This window comes from Nocardioides alpinus (assembly GCF_900112035.1).
GTDB classification, from domain to species: Bacteria; Actinomycetota; Actinomycetes; order Propionibacteriales; family Nocardioidaceae; genus Nocardioides; species Nocardioides alpinus.
Genome location: NZ_FOKC01000001.1, coordinates 833060 through 850629, shown reverse-complemented (window position 1 = coordinate 850629; position 17570 = coordinate 833060). Strand labels below are relative to the sequence as shown.

Below are 17570 nucleotides of genomic sequence, written 5' to 3'. Positions count from 1 at the left end.
CACCAGCATGTCCAACGACGCCATCGTCATCCTCAAGGACGACCACAAGCAGATCCGCAAGGTGTTCAAGGACTTCCAGGCGGCCGGCGACAACGCCGAGGTCCGCAAGGGACAGCTCGTGGACCGGATGATCGAGCTGCTGACGCAGCACACCTACATCGAGAACGAGGTCATGTACCCGCGGGTGCGCGAGCTGCTCCCTGACCTGGAGGACGACGTCCTCGAGTCCTACGAGGAGCACCACGTCGCCGATGTCCTCGTCACCGAGCTCGCGGCGATGAAGCCCTCCGACGAGCGGTTCGACGCCAAGACGACCGTGCTCATCGAGAACGTCACGCACCACATGGACGAGGAGGAGCAGGACTGGTTCCCGAAGGTGCGCGAGGGCCTCGGGCGCAAGACCCTCCAGGAGATCGGCGAGGCCATGCTCGCGGCGAGGAAGAAGGCGCCGAAGCGGCCGTCGCAGCCGAGTGCGCTGAAGAAGACCATCGATGCGGTCATCGCCTGACCGGATGGTCCTTCAGGAGTAGCCCTCGCGGTAGCTCGGGAACGTCGGCGTCCAGCCGGTCGCGCGTAGCCGCGCGTTGGAGAGCCGCTTGCCGTGGCCGAGCGCGGGATCGGCAGGGGCAGGAGCAGGTACGCCGAGCAGGCGGGCGAGGTGGGCTGCGACGTCGCCCAGCTGGGCGGGCTCGTCGTCGGTGCCGAGGTAGAGCGAGGCGGGCTCCGTCGGCATCGTGAGCAGGTGCACGGCCGCTGCTGCGGCGTCGTCGCGGTGGATCCGGTTGGTCCACCGGTGGGGGTCGTCGACCCGTCCCTCGCGGACCATGTCGAGCAGCCGCGTGCTGTCGCCGCCGTACAGGCCGGAGAGCCGCAGCACGGTGCCGTGCGGGAGGCGCGCGTGGAAGGCCTGCTCGGCCGCCACCAGCATCCGGCCGGGACCGTCGGCGGGTGCGACGCCGGCTCGTTCGTCCTCGGGAGCCGGCTGGTCGCTGCTGCCGTGGACGGCGGTCGAGGAGACCAGCACCGCGCGTTCGGGAGCGACGTCGAGCGCATCGAGCGCGCGCGCCATCCCGTCGACGTACGTCGCCCGGTAGGCGTCCTCGGTCCTCGGGCGCGCAGTCAGCGCCACCACCACGAGTCGCGGGTGGAGACCTGCCAGGTCCGGCACCTCGCGAGTGAGGTCGACGGACCGTCCGTGCAGTGGCGGCGGGACGCGGTCGGCGTTGCGCCGCAGCGCCAGGACGTCGTGGCCGAGGCCTGCCAGCGCGAGCCCGACCCGGGCGCCGAGGTCGCCGCACCCGACGAGGAGGACATCAGGGAACACGTGCGCACCGTACGCCGTCGGTCAGGTCTAGGGTCGAGCCGTGGCTCGCACACTCCAGGCCGACTACCTCGTGATCGGCGCCGGCGCGCTCGGGATGGGCTTCACCGACGCGCTCGTCGACCACGACGCCACCGCCCGCGTCGCCCTCGTCGACCGGCGCCACGGACCCGGTGGCCACTGGCTCGAGGCCTATCCCTTCGTGCGGCTGCACCAGTCGTCCTGCTTCTACGGCGTCGCGTCGACGCTCCTGGGTGGTGGCGCCCTGCAGACCACCGGTCCCGAGGCGGGGCTGCAGGAGCGTGCCGCGCAGCCGGAGATCGTGTCCTACTACGCGCGGGTGCTCGACCGGCTGGTCGGCACGGGTCGCGTCGACTTCCTCCCTGGCAGCGACTTCGACGGGCACCGCACGGTGACCTCGCGGATCACGGGAGAGCGCGTCGAGGTGCCGGAGTCGTGCCGCATCGTCAACGCCCACTACCTCGCGCCGACCATCCCGGCGGAGGCGCCGCCGCCCTTCGCGGTCGCCGACGGCGCGCGGGTCGTGCCGGTCAACGACCTGGTCCGGCTCGAGGACGCACCGAGCCAGTACGTCGTGGTCGGGTCGGGCAAGACCGCGACCGACGCGATCGTCTGGCTGCTCGGACGCGGCCTCGACCCGGGTGCGATCTGCTGGGTCCGGCCACGCGACCCGTGGATGCTCGACCGGGCCCGCGTCCAGCCCGACCCCTCGATCTTCTTCGGCCTCGCCGCCGACCTCATGCAGGCCGTCGCAGCGTCGACCTCGCTCGACGACGCGTTCGTCCGGCTCGAGGAGGCGGGCGTGATGCTGCGCATCGACCGGTCGGTCACACCGACGATGGCCAAGGCGCCGACGCTCGCCCGCTGGGAGCTCGACCTGCTGCGGACCGTCGAGGACGTCGTACGCCGCGGGCACGTCACGTCCGTCTCGCGAGGCCGGCTCGACCTGGCCGAGGGGTTGGTGCGCATCGCCGGCGACGCGGTGGTCGTGCACTGTGCCGCCGACGGCCTGAAGCACCCGCCACTGGTGCCGGTGTGGCGCCCGTCGGACATCACCATCCAGCCGGTCCGCGCCGGCTTCCCGTGCCTCGGCGCGGCGCTGGTGGGCTATGTCGAGGCGACGCGTGGTGACGACGCCGAGAAGAACCGTCTGGTCAGGCCGTCCAACTACGGCAACTCGCTCCCGCAGTGGGCGTCGATGAACCTGCTCGGCACCCGCAACGCCCAGGCGTTCTCGGCAGAGCCCGACATCAGGGCGTGGGCCGACGGTGTCGCGCTCAACCCGGCGCGGGTGCCGTCGGGGCACCCGGGTTCCGTCGCGCTCGACGAGGCGCGTGCCCGACTGGCCGAGCACGCTGGTCCGGCGCTGGACAAGCTCGCGACGTACTGCTGATTCAGCGGCTCGCGAGGAACGCGTCGACCTCGGCCGCCGTCGGCGCCGACTCCGGCCCGCGTCGGGTGACCTTGATGGCTGCTGCGGCGTTGGCGCGCCGACACCCCTCGACCCACGGCGTGCCCGCCGCCACCTCGGCCAGCAGCGCGCCCGTGTGGGTGTCGCCGGCACCGTTGGTGTCGAGCGGCTTCTGCGGGTAGCCGGCGACGTACGTCGTCCCGCCCGCGACGTGCACCGCGCAGCCCTCGGGTCCGTCGCGGACGATGGCGACGGCGTCGCCGCGGAGCAGCGGAGCGATCGCCGTGGTCAGCGCGGCGAGGTCGTGGGGCGCCTCCGCGCCCACCTCGCGCAGCAGGTCCTCGGCCTCCTCGGCGTTGCTCGACCAGACGTCGGTGACCTCGAGCATCGCCGCACGTACGTCCTCGGGCAGGCTCGCGAACGCTGCACCCGGATCGAGCACGACGACCACGTCGGGGTCGAGCGTCAGCAGCCAGGCGAGCAGGGGGTCGCGCGTGCTCGCGAGGGCCAGCGAGAAGCCGGTCACGCAGACGAGGTCGCCCGCCTTCGGCTCCGAGGTGGCGAGCGAGTCGACGCTGATCTCGCGCTCGGCGCCGAGGGTCGTGACGAAGGTGCGCTCGGCGCTGGGCTCGACCATCACGACGCAGATGCCGGTGTCGCGGTCGGGCACCGGGGGAGCAGAGACGCCGATGCCCTCGGCCTTGAGCGCGGTCCGGATGAGGTCGCCGTGCGGCCCCGTGCCGTGGGCGCCGGCGTGGACGCAGTCGGCGCCGAACCGGGCGGCGGCCACCAGCACCGTGACCGCGCCGCCGGCGTAGTCGGTGGCCGAGGTGGCCATGACGTTCTGGCCGCGGACCGGGAGGTCGGGCACCTCCACGACGACGTCGACGAGGGCCTGGCCGGTGTGGATGACGCGGCTCACGGGCTGGTTCACCCCAGCACCTCGGCGGTCGTGGCCAGGGTGATCTGCGGCGGGTAGAGGCTCATCACGGCCATCGCCGCCCGGTGGTTCTCGGGTGTCGACCCGGCGCAGGCGTCGGTGACGACAGTGATGGTCGCGCCGGCATCGGCCGCGGCCAGGGCGGTCGAGACGACGCAGCAGTCCGTCGACACCCCGACCAGCACGAGGTGCGGCGTCGGGCCGGTGACGGCCTCCAGGTCCGGACCCCACTTGCCGAAGGTCGGCACCGACACCACCTCGTCGCTGAGGTCCGCCATCTCGGGGACGAGGTCGAGCAGGGGGTCGTCCGACGGCACGTCCGCGAACGGCCAGGCCTTCAGGTAGGCAGCCCAGCTGCCCTGCGGATCCCGCGCGGGGACCCATCGCGTCACGACCGTGCGCTCGGCGGCCGCGGTCGCGAGGCGGCGTACGGGATCGACGATGCTCGCGAACATGGGCGAACCCCACTCGCTCGACGGGTCGGCGAAGATCCGCTGCGGGTCGATGACGACCAGCCAGGCGTCGGGGTGCATGCCACCAGCCTGTCAGAGCACGAGAGACACCTGAGGACGTGGCGGTCGGTCCGGAGCCCGGAATCGGTCCACCACGTCCTCAGGTGTCGGGGCCAGCGGCCACAGGTCCCCCGACCGGCAGCCGCTGGCTCGCCCCGGTGAGGGGACTACTTCACCTCGGCCCGCACGATCGCGCGCAGCCCGAGGGCCAGCGGGATCCAGAGCCACACGAGCGTCGTGACGCCGAGCTGCTGCCAGTGCTCCGTCGTCAGCGAGCCCTCGAAGAGCCGCGTGATGGCGAAGTTGACGTCGACCCACGGCTGCAGGTCGCGGAACCACTCCTGGAAGGCCGCCAGGGTGCCGAAGGCCACGGGCAGGACGAACGAGTAGACGAAGTAGCCCACGATCGCCGCGGCCGAGCTGCGGAAGAGCACGCCCAGCATGAAGCCCATCAGCATGCCCAGGATGTTGGCGAGCACGATGGAGGAGAAGGTCGCCACGCTGATGTCCCACACCGGGTCGAGGCCCGTGATGGTCGAGCCGATCAGGTTGCCGACCGTGCCGACGGCCAGTGCGAGGAACATCGACACCACGCCGATCGCGATGGTCACCAGCACCTTGGCGCTGATCACGCGGCCGCGCCACGGCACGAGCGTGTACGTCGTCAGGCCGGTGCGCTGGCTGTACTCGCTCGTGATCGAGAGGATCGCGATCATCGGGAGCACGATCGACAACGGCACGCCGATCGCGGTGGAGAAGGTCTCGAGGGTGATCGCCTCGTCCGGCGCCCAGATGATGACCGCCGCGGTGGCGAGGACCGACACGATGCCGACACTGGCCATCAGCCAGAACCCGGCGCGGGTGTCGAACATCTTGCGCAGCTCGACCTTGGCGAGTCGGCTCATCGGGATGGGACGGATGACGCGGGGCGGCGCGGGTGCGGCGGGCGTCGTACGAGGCGCGGGTGCGGCCTGGGTTGCGGTGGTCATGCTGCTGCTCCTTCACGGGCGGTGTCGTCACGAGAGGTCAGGGCGGTGAGCTCGAGGAACATCTCCTCGAGGCCGGCGCCGTCGGCGGGCCGGAGCTCGCGCAGGACGACGCCTGCCCGGTGGGCGGTCTCGCCCACGAGCTCGGGGTCGGCGTCGACGCGCAGGCCGCCGTCGATGGGGCTGGTGACGACGGACGCCTCGTGCAGGGCACGGGCGAGCCGGTCGACGTCGGCCGTGCGGACGAGGGTCCCGGCCGCGGCCAGGAGCTCGGACTTGCTGCCCTGGGCGACGATCTTGCCCTGGCCGATCACCACGAGGTCGTCGGCGATGACCTCGATCTCGTGGAGCAGGTGCGAGGACAGCAGGACCGTGCCACCGGCGTCGGCGAAGCCGCGGAGCAGGTCGCGCATCCAGCGGATGCCGGCCGGGTCGAGGCCGTTGGCGGGCTCGTCCAGGATGAGCACCTCGGGCTCGCCGATGAGGGCGGTCGCGAGGCCGAGGCGCTGGCGCATGCCGAGCGAGTAGTCGCGGACCCGGCGGGCCGCCTCGTCCTCGGTGAGGCCGACGCGGGCGAGGGTCTCGGCGACCCGGGCCCTGGGCAGCCCCATCGTCTGCTGGGCGATGGTGAGGATCTCGCGACCAGTACGCCCGGCGTGCTGCGCGGACGCGTCCAGCAGGACGCCGACCTCGAGGCCGGGGTTGACGAGCTCGCGATAGCTGCGCCCGGAGACGGTGACCCGGCCCGAGCTGGCGGGGGTGAGGCCGACCATGACGCGCATGGTGGTGGACTTGCCGGCTCCGTTGGGACCGAGGAAGCCGGTGACCCGGCCGGTCTCGGCCGTGAAGGACACGTGGTCGACGGCCGTGAAGGGGCCGTACTGCTTGGTGAGGGACTCGACACTGATCATGGGTCAACCCTCGCGGTCACCCGCCCGTGCGCACATCGGGGACGGGGCCCGGTCCGCCCCTGAGGGCGACCCTGAGAAACCCCTCACGGGCCGCCCACGAGCGTCGATGCTGCGGCGTTGGGCAGCACTTGGGACACTGGGGCGGTGAGCCAGCCCACGCAGCAGCGTCCGCCCCAGGTCACCCTGGCGTCGGGCATCGTCATGTTCGCCTCCTTCATCGTGCTGGTGAGCGCGTGGGAGCGGATCACGACGCTCGGCTCGCTGGAGAGCCAGACGTCGATCCAGGAGTTCCTCGCGGAGGCGCCGTTCTCGTCGCTCGGCCTCGACGTCTCGAGCGCCTCCGAGATCCTGCGGATCATGTGCATGGTGGCCGCGGCCAGTGCCTGCGCCACCGCGATCCTGGGGTGGTTCGTCCGCACGCCCGACCGCTCGGCCCGCCTCGGCCTGTCGATCTTCGCCGTCCCGGTGTTCGTGGCAGGACTCCCGGCCGGCGGCCTGGCCGGGTCGTTCGTCGCCGCGGGTGCGGCGATGCTGTGGGTGATGCCCGCGCGGGAGTGGTTCGCCACCGGCAGGTGGACGCCGCCGCCGCCCGCGCCGGAGAAGGTCGCCCGCGGCAAGGGCACGTCACGTCGTACGCCGCTGGGCGGGCGCGGCGACCAGTCCGCTCCCAGCCAGCCGCCCACCCAGGCCCCGTCGTGGCCGGCCACGCCGCCGCCTGCGACCCGGCCCTTCGGCGAGCACCGCCCCGCCGTCGGCGCCCCCACCGCGGCCCAGGCCCCGCCGGCCGCATGGCCGCACCCGGACCAGCACCAGCATCAGCAGCACCTGCACGACCGGCCCGGTGCCATGGTCGCGGCGTTCGTGATCACCGTGGTCACGGCGGGCGGGCTGCTCACCCTGTCGCTGCTCTGGCTGGCGATCGCCGGGCTGTCCCCGGAGTTCCTCCGGAGCGTGCTGGAGCAGCAGCAGCCGGACATGTTCGACGAGGGCCTCACCTTCCAGCAGGTGCGCGAGACCGTCCTCGCCTACGCCAGCGCCTTTGTCGTGTGGGGCAGCGTCGCCCTGGTCCTCGCCGGGTTCGCGATGGCACGGCGCGACTGGGCCCGTCGCGGGCTGATGATCATCGCCGCCTTCAGCGCCGGCGGCTGCCTCGCCTTCATCGCCAGCACCCCGCTCGTCGTGATCCCGGCCGCAGCCGCCGTGGCGACCATCGTCTGCCTGCGGCGGATCGAGGTCCGTCGCTGGTTCGCACCGCCGTCGCACTGACGAGCGTCACCGTCGGCATGGTGAGATGTGCCCATGAGCGAGCAAGAGCCCGGTCCCACGCACACGCCCTACGGCCAGCCCACGTCCGGAGCCGGCGGCCCCTACGGCCAGCCCAGTCCCTACGGCCAGCCGAGCCCGTACGGCCAGCAGCCGTCCTACGGGACGCCGCAGCCTGCCGGTGACCGGCGCCCCGGCACGGTCACGGCCGCTGCGTGGATCACGATCGTCTTCTCCGCCATCACCGCCGCGATCTTCGGCTTCACCGGCCTGGCCCTGGTCGTCGCGCGCGACCAGGTGATCACCGAGATGGAGCGGGTGCCGGAGTTCCAGGACGCCAACATCGACGGCGAGGCCGCCGTGGGCGTGCTGGTGGCCGTCATCGGCGGCCTGGTCATCTGGTGCCTCATCGCCATCGTCCTCGGCGTGATGGTGCTGCGCCGGTCCAACGTCGCCCGCATCCTGCTGGTCATCTCGGCCTCGGTCACGGCGCTGTTCGGCCTCATCGGCATCACGAGCGGCGTGTCCGCGGTCCCGCTCGTCGCTGCCATCGCGACGATCGTGCTGCTGTTCACCGGTGGCGCCAACGACTGGTTCAAGCGCACGGGGTCCGGTCCCGGCGGCTACCCGGGCGGCCCCTACGGCGCGCAGCCGGTGGACCCCCATGCCCAGCAGTACGCCGCGCAGCCGGGGCCGGACGCGCCTCCGCAGTACCCCTCGGCGGACAACCCCTACGGCCAGCCCCCCTCGGGCCCGGCCCCCTACGGCCAGCAGCCACCCGGCGCCGACAACCCCTACGGCCAGCAGCCGCCGTCCGGGGACGGCACCGAGCACCCGCCGCGGGACTACCCGAACCGCTGACCCTGAGGGGCCGGATCAGCGCGCGAGGTCCGCGGCTGCGAGACGTCGTACGCCGTCGCTGATGAGTTCGGGCTGCTTGCAGAAGGCCCACCGCACCAGCTGCCGCCCGGCCTCGGGGTCGTCGTAGAAGCCCTGCGTGGGGATCGCGACGACGCCGGCGCGCTCGGGGAGGGCGAGGCAGAACGCGCGTCCGTCGGCCCAGCCCAGGTGCGAGATGTCGGTCGTGGCGAAGTAGGTGCCCTCCGGGACGCGCGGGGTCAGCCCGGCGGCGGCAAGGCCGTCGCAGAGCAGGTCGCGGCGTGACTGCAGGTCTCGCGCCAGCGCCTTCGGCCAGTCGGGCTCGTGGTCGAGCGCGTGCGCGACGGCGGGCTGCAGGGGTGACCCCGACGTGAAGGTCAGCCACTGCTTCGCCGCCAGCACCGCCTGCACGAGCGGCGCCGGGCCGGTGGCCCAGCCGACCTTCCACCCGGTGAAGGAGTAGGACTTGCCGGCGCTGGACAGCGTCAGGGTCCGCTCCCACATCCCCGGCAGGGTCGCGATCGGCACGTGCCCCTCGCTCGAGCCCGCGTCGTCGAAGACGAGGTGCTCGTAGACCTCGTCGGTGACGACGAGCACGTCGTGCGCGATCGCGAGGTCGGCGACGACCTGGAGCTCCTCGCGGGTGAGGACGGTGCCGGTGGGGTTGTGCGGGGTGTTGAGCAGGATCACCTTGGTGTCGTCGCTGACGACGGCGCGCAGCCGGTCGAGGTCGGGCCGGAAGTCGGGTGCGCGCATCGTGACCGGACGTCGCCGGGCGCCGCACATGTCGAGCATGGCGACGTAGGAGTCGTAGTAGGGCTCGAACACGACCACCTCGTCGCCCGGGTCCACCAGGCCGAGCAGCGCCGCGGCGATGGCCTCCGTGCAGCCGGTCGTCACCACCACCTCGCGGTCGGGATCGACGGTCAGCGCGTAGTGGCGTTGCTGGTGCCGCGCGATCGCGGCTCGCAGCGCCGGGACCCCGATGCCCGGGGCGTACTGGTTGGCGCCGTCCTCGAGCGCGGCCTCGGCGGCAGCGATCACCGACGGCGGGCCGTCGACGTCCGGGAACCCCTGGCCCAGGTTGATCGCACCCGTCCGCACCGCCAGCGCCGACATCTCGCTGAAGACGGTCGGCGGGATGTGGGCCAGACGGTGGGAGAGCCGTACGTCGGTCATGGCGTCGAACATACGAGACCAGCCCGCCCCGGGCGGCCGGGGGAGGTGCTCAGGACGGGCTGGCCGACCACGGGTGCCCCGGCGTCATCGATCGACGTTACGCCTGCTCGAGGGGCGCCGCATCCCGGTCCGGTCCACCTCCTCGTCCCGTCCTTTGGCAGGATCGCCCCATGACCCCGGACGCCGCCCTCGCCGCCGACATCGACGCCACCAGCCGCCTGACGGGGGAGTTCACCCTCCGTTCGGGGCAGGTCGCGGACACCTACTTCGACAAGTACCTCTTCGAGGCCCAGCCGGACCTGCTCGACCGCGTCGCCGCGCAGATGGTCGACCTGCTGCCGCCGGACACCGAGCTCCTCGGGGGCCTCGAGCTCGGGGGCATCCCGATCGCGACGATGGTGAGCGCGCGGACCCGGCTGCCCGCGCTGTTCGTGCGCAAGCAGGCCAAGGAGTACGGCACCGCCAAGCTCGCCGAGGGCCCCGACGTGGCCGGTCGCCGCGTCACCATCGTCGAGGACGTGATCACCACGGGCGGGGCGGTGCGTGACGCCACCCGAGCGCTGCGCGAGCTGGGCGCGATCGTCGAGGTCGTCGTCTGTGCGATCGACCGCTCACCCGCGGGCGAGAACCCGCTGGCCGACGTCGACCTGGAGATCAGGTCGGTGCTGACGCGCGCCGAGCTCGACGCCGTGCACGGCTAGGGACCCGGACAGGCACCCGGTCCGTTCGCCGTTCAGTCGACGTCGCGGCCGGTGATGTCGCGGTCCGGCCCGCCGTCCTGCGTGCCGATCTCCGCGCCGGGGGCGTTGGTGCGCTTGTGGCGCCACCACTCGATGGCGATCGGGATCAGCGAGAACCCGACGATCACGATGATCAGCTTGTCGATCTGCTCGCCCAGCGACGGGAAGGCGTCGCCGAGGAAGAAGCCGAGCAGGCAGACGGACAGGACCCACAGGACCGCGCCGACGAGGCTCCACAGGAAGAAGCGGTGGCGCTCCATCCGGGTCACGCCCGCGACGACGGTGATGTAGGTGCGCACGAAGGGCACGAAGCGGCCGATCACGAGGGCCTTGTTGCCGTGGTGGTCGAAGAACGCGGTGGTCTGGTCGAAGTACTTGCGCTTGATGATCCGGCCGTCGCGCTCGTAGAGCGGCGGCCCGATCTTGCGCCCGATCTCGTAGCCGACGACGTTGCCGAGGAAGGCGGCCGCGGTGAGGGCCGCCATGGTGATGAGCAGCTCCGCGAACGGGGGGCCCGGGAACAGGTCCAGCTGGCCGGTGGCGATGAAGAGGCCGAGCGCGAAGAGGAGCGTGTCGCCGGGCAGGATCGGGAAGAACAGCCCGCACTCGACGAAGACGATGACGAGGCTGATCCAGAACAGCTCGGCCCCGAAGCGGTCGAGGAGCCAGTTGGGGTCCATCCAGTCGATGCCCAGCACCAGCGGGAGGACGGCTGACTGGATCCCGTCGAATGCACTCACGCGCGCCACCCTAACCAGCCATCCTTAAGGTTCTCGCATGCACGAGGACGAGCGGGCGCCGTACGACCCGATGCCCCACGGCCCGCCCGAGGTCGGGCTGGGGCCGTGGCAGGGGCCGTGGCCCGAGGGCGACCAGTGGGACGCCGACCTGCTGCGCGACGGCGACCGCCGCAACGTCGTGGACCGATACCGCTACTGGACCCTTGCGTCGATCGTGGCCGACCTCGACACCCGGCGGCACGGCTTCCACGTGGCGATCGAGAACTGGCAGCACGACTTCAACATCGGCACGATCGTCCGCACCGCCAACGCCTTCCTCGCCGCAGAGGTCCACATCGTCGGCAACCGGCGGTGGAACCGCCGCGGCGCGATGGTCACCGACCGCTACCAGCACGTCCGCCACCACCCCGACGCGGCGGCGCTGGCGTCGTACCTCCGCTCGCTCGACGAGCCGGTGCGGCTGCTCGGCATCGACAACCTGCCGGGCTCGCTGCACCTCGAGACGATGGAGCTGCCGCAGCGGGTGTGCTTCCTGTTCGGGCAGGAGGGACCCGGGCTGTCGGAGTCCGCGCGCGAGGTGTGCGACGGCACCTTCTCGATCGCCCAGTTCGGGTCGACCCGCTCGATCAACGCCAGCTCGGCGGCCGCGATCGCGATGCACAGCTGGGTCCGGGCGTACGCCGACCTGGCGGGCGACGACGCCTGGCGCGGATAGGCCGTCACGGGGCATCAGCACGACGGGGCCCGGAATGCCCCCACAGCACCCCGGGTCCCGTCGCGGGCTCTGGTGACGGCGCGATCCCTGCGCGTCAACCTAGACCTGACAGGGGGGTAAAGCCATACCCGTCCGGGTGGACTCTTGCTCCCTCGGAGCCGTCCCTAGCGCTGGGGCGTGAGCACGGCCTCGAGGGCAGCGAGGCCGCGGCTGCTGTGGCTCTTCACCGTGCCCTCGCCGATGCCGAGCTCTTCGGCGGTCTCGCGGACCGACAGGCCGAGCCAGTGCCGGAGCACGACGACCTTGCGCTGCTGCGCGGGCAGCGCCTGGAGCGCGTCGAAGAGGGCCGAGCGCTCCTCCACGGGAGTTCCGTCGGCGCCGGCGCGGTCGGGCAGCGTGTCGCTGGGTCTCTCGCGTCGCCACGGTCGGCGGGACTCGTCGATGTTGGCGCGCACCATGATCTGGCGGACGTAGGCCTCCTCGTTGCCCTCGTGCCGGATCCGCGGCCACGCGACGTAGAGCTTGGTCAGCGCGGTCTGCAGCAGGTCGTCGGCCTTGTGCCAGTCACCGCAGAGCGCGTACGCGATGCGGCGCAGGTGGGTCTGGCGGGAGGCGACGAAGTCCGAGAACGCTGCGTCGTGCCTCATCGCATCCCCTGCCCGGAGGCGTACTGCGCGCGGGCCCACGTGACGAAGGCGTCCAGGGAGCTGAAGCGACCGCCGCCCGGGATCACCTCGAGCGTGCCGTCGGTGAGCCGGTAGGCCGCACAGACGGGATCACCGTCGACCTGCAGGCGGACGACTCCCGCGCGGTCGGTGCCTGCGGCGAAGCTGTCGCCGAGGTCGACGCCGTCGCGGACCTCCAGCACCTCCACCCGGTCCGTGGCAGCGCGGACCTGCCCGTCGGGGCCGATCGTCAGCCACTCGTCGGGACCGGGCTCGCCGGACTGGCGGGTCACCCCGTTGGCGACGTCGAGGGTGCGCTGGGAGGCGACCACGCCGGCCAGCCATCCCTCGAAGTCGCCCGACGCGTCGTTGGTCATCGTCGAGGTACTGCTGGGGAAGGCCGCCATCAGCGAGTACTGCTCGCGCCCCTCGAACATCACCCGGATGGCGAGGGAGGAGCCCTGCGTCTTCGTGTAGCCCATCGGGTTCGGCACCCGCTCGAGCACCGGACCGGCGCCCGGCGCCAGGACGAGGCCACCGTCCGCGAGTGCCGCCGGACCGCCCAGGAAGTCGACCCGGCCGGCGCCCGCCCGGCGCAGCTCCGCGAGGCTCCGCAGCCGGTCCCGACGCGTCTGCCGGCCCTGGTCGGCACCCTCCGGTTCGGACGCGCCGGTGCGCTCCGTCGCGACCGGGGCGTCTCCGCGGGGCGACGAACCCGGGCTGGCCGCCCACGCCGCGGTCCCAGCGAGGGCGATGCTCGCCGCGAGGACGACCGCAGCGGCGCGGCGACGGCGTACGGCCCGACGGCCCGAGGCGACGTAGTGCGCGGGCGGCAGGTCCTCGCCGGTGCTGAACGAGCTGTCTAGCTCACGCTGCCAGTCGATGTCGGTGCTCATGGTGGTCCTTCCCCCCGGGCGAGTCTTCCACCGGTGGACACGGTGCATCCGCACGATCGGTTGTCACGGAGTGAGACGCCTGCGCGACGAGATTGCGACTCGCGAGTAGCCACTAGGGTTGTCAGCGCCTGAACGACTGCTTCCGAGGAGAACCCATGCCCATCGCCACCCCCGAGGTGTACGCGCAGATGCTGGACGCCGCGAAGGCCAAGTCCTTCGCCTACCCGGCCATCAACGTGTCGTCCTCCCAGACCCTCAACGCCGCGCTGAAGGGCTTCGCCGACGCCGGCTCCGACGGCATCATCCAGGTGTCCACCGGTGGCGCCGACTACCTCTCCGGCCCGTCGATCAAGGACATGGTCACCGGCTCGGTCGCCTTCGCCGCCTACGCCGCCGAGGTCGCCAAGAACTACCCGGTCAACATCGCGCTGCACACCGACCACTGCCCCAAGGACAAGCTCGACGGCTTCGTCCGGCCGCTGCTCGACATCTCCGCCGAGCGCGTCGCCCGCGGCGAGGCGCCGCTGTTCCAGTCGCACATGTGGGACGGCTCGGCCGTGCCGATGGGCGAGAACCTCGAGATCGCCGAGGAGCTGCTCGCCAAGTGCGCGGCGGCCCACATCATCCTCGAGATCGAGGTGGGTGTCGTCGGTGGCGAGGAGGACGGCGTCGCCAACGAGATCAACGACCAGCTCTACACGACCCCCGAGGACGCGATCGCCACGATCAAGGCCCTCGGTGCCGGCGAGCGCGGTCGCTACATGACCGCCCTGACCTTCGGCAACGTGCACGGTGTCTACAAGCCCGGCAACGTCAAGCTCCGCCCGGAGATCCTCAAGGCCGCCCAGGAGGCCGCCGCCTCCGAGCTCGGCCTGGGCTCCGACGCGCGTCCCTTCGACCTCGTCTTCCACGGCGGCTCGGGCTCGACCGCTCAGGAGATCAGCGACGCGGTCGACTACGGCGTCATCAAGATGAACGTCGACACCGACACCCAGTACGCCTTCACCCGCCCCGTCGCGGCCCACATGTTCGCCCACTACGACGGCGTGCTGAAGGTCGACGGCGAGGTCGGCAACAAGAAGCAGTACGACCCCCGCGCCTGGGGCAAGGCGGGCGAGAACGGCATGGCCGCCCGCATCGTCGAGGCGTGCGAGAACCTCCGCTCCGCCGGCACCTCGCTCGCCGGCTGACGCCTGCTGGGGCGGTGGCCCACCCACGTTCCCGTGTGCGGATACGTGGGTGGACCACCGCTCGACGGGCGCGGCGTACGACCTAGCGCGCCGGCGCGTTGCCCGGCACGTCGTCCGGGTCGCCGTACGCCTGGCCGTGGGTCGAGTGGTCCTCGAGGTCCTTCTGCACGCGCGGGTCGTCCGCGTCGGCGAAGTAGTCGAACGGGATCGTCTCGTCCTTGCCGTTGGAGACCTTCATCGCGTTGCAGATCGCGCTGACCACGACGGCGACGACGACGTTGAGCACGAAGGCCGTGACGGCGATGTAGCCCATCTCCTCGATGCCGGGGATCAGCCCCAGCGAGCCGCCGAAGTGCTTGCCGGTCACCGGGTTGACGACCTGGTAGGCCTCGATCGTGCCGTAGACCATGCCGACCGCCCAGCCCAGCAGCAGCCCGTAGCGGTGGAACCAGCGGGTGAAGAGGCTGAACACGATCACCGGGAAGGTCTGCATCATCCAGATCCCGCCGAGGAGCTGGAAGTTGATCGCGTTCTGCTTGTCGAGCGTCAGCACGAAGATCAGCGCGAAGGCCTTCACCAGCAGCGACATCAGCTTGGAGACCTTGGCCTCCTGCGCCGGGGTGGCGTCCTTCTTGAGCCACTCCTTGTAGATGTTGCGGCTGAAGGTGTTGGCCGCGGCGATCGACATGATCGCGGCCGGCACGAGCGCGCCGATCGCGATCGCGGCGAAGGCCACGCCGGCGAACCACGCCGGGAACATGTCCTCGAAGAGCTGCGGGATCACGAGCTGGGCGTTGGCCTCGCCGTCGAGACCGATCGGCTGCGTGCCAGCGGCGATCGCCACCCAGCCGAGCAGGGCCAGCAGGCCCAGCACGAACGAGTACGCCGGCAGGATCGAGGCGTTGCGGCGGATCGTGTTGCGCGAGTTCGACGACAGCGACGCGGTGATCGAGTGGGGATACATGAACAGCGCCATGGCCGAGCCGAGGGCGAGGGTGGCGTACGCCCAGAAGGCGCCGGAGCCGGGCACGAAGGACGACGACGGCGGGAGGCCGGCCTCGACCGCGGCGGCGTTGTTGGCGTCCATCTTGTCCTGGGCCGCGCCGAAGATCGCCTCCCAGCCGCCGACCTGGCCGGGCAGGTAGACGATCGCGACGATGATGACGAGGTAGATCAGGATGTCCTTGACGAACGCGATCACCGCGGGTGCTCGCAGGCCGCTGGAGTAGGTGTAGGCCGCCAGCACGGCGAAGGCGATGAAGAGCGGTGCGTCCTTGGCGATGATGTTGTCGCCGCCGCCGAGCCCGGCCACCTCCAGCACCGCCTGGATGCCGACGAGCTGGAGCGCGATGTAGGGCATCGTCGCGACGAACCCGGTGACCGCCACGGCGAGCGACAGGGTGCGGTCGTCGTACCGTCCGCGGACGAAGTCGGCCGTGGTGACGTAGCCGTGGCGGTGGCTCACCGACCACAGCCGCGCCATGAAGATGAAGATGATCGGGTACAGGATGATCGTGTAGGGCACGGCGAAGAAGCCGGCCACGGCACCGGTCGCGAACATCGCCGCGGGCACCGCGACGAAGGTGTAGGCGGTGTAGAGGTCGCCGCCGAGCAGGAACCACGTGATCCAGGTGCCGAACGAGCGGCCACCGAGGCCCCACTCCTCGAGCGACTCCAACGAGTCGGCGCGCCGGAACCGGCTGGCCATGAAGCCGGCGACGGTCACGATGAGGAACAGCACGATCAGCACCGTGAGCGCGACGCCGTTGATCCCGCTGGTGTCCGATGCCATGACGGTGAGCTGCGGTGTCATCGGTCCTCACCCACCTTGTGCGTGGTCCGGCCGCGGGCCGACAGCGTGAGCCGGTAGGCGGTGTAGGTGAGCCCGGAGCAGATGAAGACCCAGAGGAACTGGTACCAGAAGAAGAAGGGGAAGCCCCAGAGCGTGGGCTCGACCTTGGCGTAGTGCGGCACCCAGAGCAGCACGACGATCGGGATCATGAGCAGGACGCCGGCGAGCGCCATCTTGCCCTTGTCGGTCGGGGGTGGGCCCTGTTCGGGGCGCGACTGTGGAGTTGTGTTCCCGGGATTCATGCGCGAGACCCTACTCGCGCCGTGACCGTCATCACGGCGTCACCGACGCCCACGACGCGACCAGCGGTCGGTCTGCCGCGACGAGCGGTCAGGAGAGCAGCTGGACCGCCGCGCTCGCGCTCGAGTCACGCAGGAACGACGAGCACCGCTCCCACTCCGCGTCCTCGCCGATGGCCCGAGCGGCCAGCGCGAGGAGGGCGAGGGAGCGGAGGAAGCCGCGGTTGGGCTCGTGCTCCCACGGCACCGGGCCGTGGCCCTTCCAGCCGTTGCGACGCAGGTTGTCGAGCGAGCGGTGGTAGCCGACGCGGGCGTAGGCGTAGACCGTCACGTCGTCGGCGCCGGCCTCGTGGGCCTGCTGGGCGAGCGCGGCCCAGGCGGCCGGCGACTCCGGGTGACGGCGCACGACGGCAGCGGGCGTCTCGCCCCCGGCGAGCTCGGCGTCCGCAGGGTCGGCGGGCAGGTGGGTGGGAGGGGGACCGGCCATCAGGTCAACGTGGGACATGCCGCCAGCCTGTCACGTCGACCCGACAGACTGCTCCCATGGGCGAGACCTTCACCACCGAGATCCAGGCGCGCTACCGCGACATCAACCTTGCCGGGCACGTCGACAACGTCGAGGCGGTCCGGGTGCTCGACGAGGCGCGCTACGAGTTCCTGCGCTTCGCACGCCTGCCGGGACTGCCGGCCGGCGCGACCGGACTGCTCCACGGCCTCGACGACGGGGTGTCCGAGCTGGTCGCCTCGCAGACCATCGAGTACCACTCCGAGATGCGGTTCGTCCCCTACCAGCCGTTCCTCGCCTCGCTCTGGGTCTCACGCATCGGCGGGTCCTCCTTCACCGTCGTCGCCGAGCTCCGCGTCGAGGCAGGCGGTGGCCCGGCCGCGATCTGGGAGTGCGTCAACGTGCTCTGGGACCACACCGCCCAGTCCGCCTGGCCGATCAACGACAGCGTGCGCGCCGACCTCGAGCGCTACCTCGGCGAGCCGGTCGGCTTCCGCCGCTGACCTCGACACCATGAAGGCAGTTCGAGCCACGTCGGCGCTCGCCCACGCTGAGCCGGGTGGAGCAGGCGGCGAACTGCCTGCACGGTGTCGGACCGGCGGGCC

At 71.6% G+C, this 17570-nt stretch carries 20 protein-coding genes; 8 read left to right on the top strand and 12 right to left on the bottom strand.

Annotation, left to right across the window (positions count from 1 at the left end):
• The first annotated feature begins 7 nt into the window (after nucleotides 1-7).
• Nucleotides 8-508 (top strand): hemerythrin domain-containing protein, encoded by a 501-nt coding sequence (locus tag BM127_RS04125; protein WP_091194658.1) that lies wholly within the window; start codon nucleotides 8-10, stop codon nucleotides 506-508.
• Between the two features lie 12 nt (nucleotides 509-520).
• Here BM127_RS04125 and BM127_RS04120 read toward each other — a convergent pair whose 3' ends face one another.
• On the bottom strand, nucleotides 521-1324 hold the full coding sequence (locus tag BM127_RS04120; RefSeq protein ID WP_091194655.1) for a Rossmann-fold NAD(P)-binding domain-containing protein: 804 nt from the start codon (nucleotides 1322-1324) through the stop codon (nucleotides 521-523).
• Between the two features lie 40 nt (nucleotides 1325-1364).
• Between BM127_RS04120 and BM127_RS04115 the strand changes: the two genes are divergently transcribed.
• The gene (locus BM127_RS04115; protein ID WP_091194652.1) at nucleotides 1365-2735 is read left to right on the top strand and encodes a pyridine nucleotide-disulfide oxidoreductase; all 1371 of its coding nucleotides are present in this window, start codon (nucleotides 1365-1367) and stop codon (nucleotides 2733-2735) included.
• A 1-nt stretch (nucleotide 2736) separates the two neighbouring features.
• Here the strand turns inward: BM127_RS04115 and BM127_RS04110 are convergent, their stop codons facing one another.
• The 4 genes from BM127_RS04110 to BM127_RS04095 all read right to left on the bottom strand — a co-directional run bounded on the left by BM127_RS04110 (nucleotide 2737) and on the right by BM127_RS04095 (nucleotide 6102).
• Complete coding sequence (locus BM127_RS04110; protein ID WP_198554483.1) at nucleotides 2737-3687, bottom strand: PfkB family carbohydrate kinase; 951 nt, start codon at nucleotides 3685-3687, stop codon at nucleotides 2737-2739.
• Nucleotides 3684-4226, bottom strand: a complete 543-nt coding sequence (locus tag BM127_RS04105) for a cysteine hydrolase family protein (protein WP_091194649.1) — start codon at nucleotides 4224-4226, stop codon at nucleotides 3684-3686. The genes BM127_RS04110 and BM127_RS04105 overlap by 4 nt, the downstream gene beginning before the upstream one ends.
• Nucleotides 4227-4372: 146 nt before the next feature.
• A complete protein-coding gene (locus BM127_RS04100) occupies nucleotides 4373-5194 on the bottom strand; it encodes an ABC transporter permease (RefSeq protein ID WP_139227630.1) in 822 nt (273 codons plus the stop codon).
• A complete protein-coding gene (locus tag BM127_RS04095; RefSeq protein WP_091194647.1) occupies nucleotides 5191-6102 on the bottom strand; it encodes an ABC transporter ATP-binding protein in 912 nt (303 codons plus the stop codon). Before BM127_RS04095 ends, BM127_RS04100 begins: the two co-directional genes overlap by 4 nt.
• A gap of 144 nt (nucleotides 6103-6246) precedes the next feature.
• Here BM127_RS04095 and BM127_RS04090 point away from each other — a divergent pair, with 144 nt between their 5' ends.
• Together BM127_RS04090 and BM127_RS04085 are read left to right on the top strand one after the other, a co-directional pair.
• Nucleotides 6247-7368 carry a hypothetical protein gene (locus BM127_RS04090; protein WP_091194644.1) on the top strand — a complete coding sequence of 374 codons (1122 nt, stop codon included), beginning with the start codon at nucleotides 6247-6249 and terminating at the stop codon, nucleotides 7366-7368.
• Nucleotides 7369-7401: 33 nt separating this feature from the next.
• Entirely contained in the window at nucleotides 7402-8226 is an 825-nt protein-coding gene (locus BM127_RS04085) for a DUF4064 domain-containing protein (protein WP_091194641.1), read from the top strand.
• A gap of 15 nt (nucleotides 8227-8241) precedes the next feature.
• Here the strand turns inward: BM127_RS04085 and BM127_RS04080 are convergent, their stop codons facing one another.
• Nucleotides 8242-9423, bottom strand: a complete 1182-nt coding sequence (locus BM127_RS04080) for a pyridoxal phosphate-dependent aminotransferase (RefSeq protein WP_091195471.1) — start codon at nucleotides 9421-9423, stop codon at nucleotides 8242-8244.
• A 170-nt stretch (nucleotides 9424-9593) separates the two neighbouring features.
• Between BM127_RS04080 and pyrE the strand changes: the two genes are divergently transcribed.
• The gene (gene pyrE / locus BM127_RS04075) at nucleotides 9594-10124 is read left to right on the top strand and encodes an orotate phosphoribosyltransferase (RefSeq protein ID WP_091194638.1); all 531 of its coding nucleotides are present in this window, start codon (nucleotides 9594-9596) and stop codon (nucleotides 10122-10124) included.
• 32 nt (nucleotides 10125-10156) lie between these two features.
• Here the strand turns inward: pyrE and BM127_RS04070 are convergent, their stop codons facing one another.
• The gene (locus BM127_RS04070; protein WP_231263083.1) at nucleotides 10157-10903 is read right to left on the bottom strand and encodes a DedA family protein; all 747 of its coding nucleotides are present in this window, start codon (nucleotides 10901-10903) and stop codon (nucleotides 10157-10159) included.
• A gap of 37 nt (nucleotides 10904-10940) precedes the next feature.
• Here BM127_RS04070 and BM127_RS04065 point away from each other — a divergent pair, with 37 nt between their 5' ends.
• Nucleotides 10941-11618, top strand: a complete 678-nt coding sequence (locus BM127_RS04065) for a TrmH family RNA methyltransferase (protein ID WP_231263084.1) — start codon at nucleotides 10941-10943, stop codon at nucleotides 11616-11618.
• Nucleotides 11619-11782: 164 nt separating this feature from the next.
• Here the strand turns inward: BM127_RS04065 and BM127_RS04060 are convergent, their stop codons facing one another.
• Nucleotides 11783-12265 carry a SigE family RNA polymerase sigma factor gene (locus tag BM127_RS04060; RefSeq protein ID WP_091194636.1) on the bottom strand — a complete coding sequence of 161 codons (483 nt, stop codon included), beginning with the start codon at nucleotides 12263-12265 and terminating at the stop codon, nucleotides 11783-11785.
• Nucleotides 12262-13179 carry a hypothetical protein gene (locus BM127_RS04055; RefSeq protein WP_091194633.1) on the bottom strand — a complete coding sequence of 306 codons (918 nt, stop codon included), beginning with the start codon at nucleotides 13177-13179 and terminating at the stop codon, nucleotides 12262-12264. Before BM127_RS04055 ends, BM127_RS04060 begins: the two co-directional genes overlap by 4 nt.
• A 155-nt stretch (nucleotides 13180-13334) precedes the next feature.
• Between BM127_RS04055 and fbaA the strand changes: the two genes are divergently transcribed.
• Nucleotides 13335-14369 (top strand): class II fructose-bisphosphate aldolase, encoded by a 1035-nt coding sequence (fbaA, locus tag BM127_RS04050; RefSeq protein WP_091194630.1) that lies wholly within the window; start codon nucleotides 13335-13337, stop codon nucleotides 14367-14369.
• 82 nt (nucleotides 14370-14451) lie between these two features.
• Here fbaA and mctP read toward each other — a convergent pair whose 3' ends face one another.
• The 3 genes from mctP to BM127_RS04035 form a co-directional block, all read right to left on the bottom strand.
• On the bottom strand, nucleotides 14452-16161 hold the full coding sequence (gene mctP, locus BM127_RS04045) for a monocarboxylate uptake permease MctP (RefSeq protein ID WP_198554482.1): 1710 nt from the start codon (nucleotides 16159-16161) through the stop codon (nucleotides 14452-14454).
• Between the two features lie 17 nt (nucleotides 16162-16178).
• Complete coding sequence (locus tag BM127_RS04040; protein ID WP_231263085.1) at nucleotides 16179-16463, bottom strand: DUF3311 domain-containing protein; 285 nt, start codon at nucleotides 16461-16463, stop codon at nucleotides 16179-16181.
• Between the two features lie 88 nt (nucleotides 16464-16551).
• Nucleotides 16552-16965 carry a DUF3151 domain-containing protein gene (locus tag BM127_RS04035; protein WP_091194622.1) on the bottom strand — a complete coding sequence of 138 codons (414 nt, stop codon included), beginning with the start codon at nucleotides 16963-16965 and terminating at the stop codon, nucleotides 16552-16554.
• Between the two features lie 38 nt (nucleotides 16966-17003).
• Between BM127_RS04035 and BM127_RS04030 the strand changes: the two genes are divergently transcribed.
• A complete protein-coding gene (locus BM127_RS04030; protein ID WP_091194619.1) occupies nucleotides 17004-17468 on the top strand; it encodes an acyl-CoA thioesterase in 465 nt (154 codons plus the stop codon).
• Nucleotides 17469-17570: the final 102 nt, after the last annotated feature.

What these genes read in the sequence shown, in the direction of transcription:
- BM127_RS04125 (WP_091194658.1), top strand. Translation starts at nt 8, where the DNA reads ATGTCCAACGACGCCATCGTCATCCTCAAGGACGACCACAAGCAGATC.
- BM127_RS04105 (WP_091194649.1), bottom strand. Translation starts at nt 4,226, where the DNA reads ATGCACCCCGACGCCTGGCTGGTCGTCATCGACCCGCAGCGGATCTTC.
- BM127_RS04100 (WP_139227630.1), bottom strand. Translation starts at nt 5,194, where the DNA reads ATGACCACCGCAACCCAGGCCGCACCCGCGCCTCGTACGACGCCCGCC.
- BM127_RS04095 (WP_091194647.1), bottom strand. Translation starts at nt 6,102, where the DNA reads ATGATCAGTGTCGAGTCCCTCACCAAGCAGTACGGCCCCTTCACGGCC.
- BM127_RS04085 (WP_091194641.1), top strand. Translation starts at nt 7,402, where the DNA reads ATGAGCGAGCAAGAGCCCGGTCCCACGCACACGCCCTACGGCCAGCCC.
- BM127_RS04080 (WP_091195471.1), bottom strand. Translation starts at nt 9,423, where the DNA reads ATGACCGACGTACGGCTCTCCCACCGTCTGGCCCACATCCCGCCGACC.
- pyrE (WP_091194638.1), top strand. Translation starts at nt 9,594, where the DNA reads ATGACCCCGGACGCCGCCCTCGCCGCCGACATCGACGCCACCAGCCGC.
- BM127_RS04065 (WP_231263084.1), top strand. Translation starts at nt 10,941, where the DNA reads ATGCACGAGGACGAGCGGGCGCCGTACGACCCGATGCCCCACGGCCCG.
- BM127_RS04060 (WP_091194636.1), bottom strand. Translation starts at nt 12,265, where the DNA reads ATGAGGCACGACGCAGCGTTCTCGGACTTCGTCGCCTCCCGCCAGACC.
- BM127_RS04055 (WP_091194633.1), bottom strand. Translation starts at nt 13,179, where the DNA reads ATGAGCACCGACATCGACTGGCAGCGTGAGCTAGACAGCTCGTTCAGC.
- fbaA (WP_091194630.1), top strand. Translation starts at nt 13,335, where the DNA reads ATGCCCATCGCCACCCCCGAGGTGTACGCGCAGATGCTGGACGCCGCG.
- mctP (WP_198554482.1), bottom strand. Translation starts at nt 16,161, where the DNA reads ATGGCATCGGACACCAGCGGGATCAACGGCGTCGCGCTCACGGTGCTG.
- BM127_RS04040 (WP_231263085.1), bottom strand. Translation starts at nt 16,463, where the DNA reads ATGAATCCCGGGAACACAACTCCACAGTCGCGCCCCGAACAGGGCCCA.
- BM127_RS04035 (WP_091194622.1), bottom strand. Translation starts at nt 16,965, where the DNA reads ATGTCCCACGTTGACCTGATGGCCGGTCCCCCTCCCACCCACCTGCCC.
- BM127_RS04030 (WP_091194619.1), top strand. Translation starts at nt 17,004, where the DNA reads ATGGGCGAGACCTTCACCACCGAGATCCAGGCGCGCTACCGCGACATC.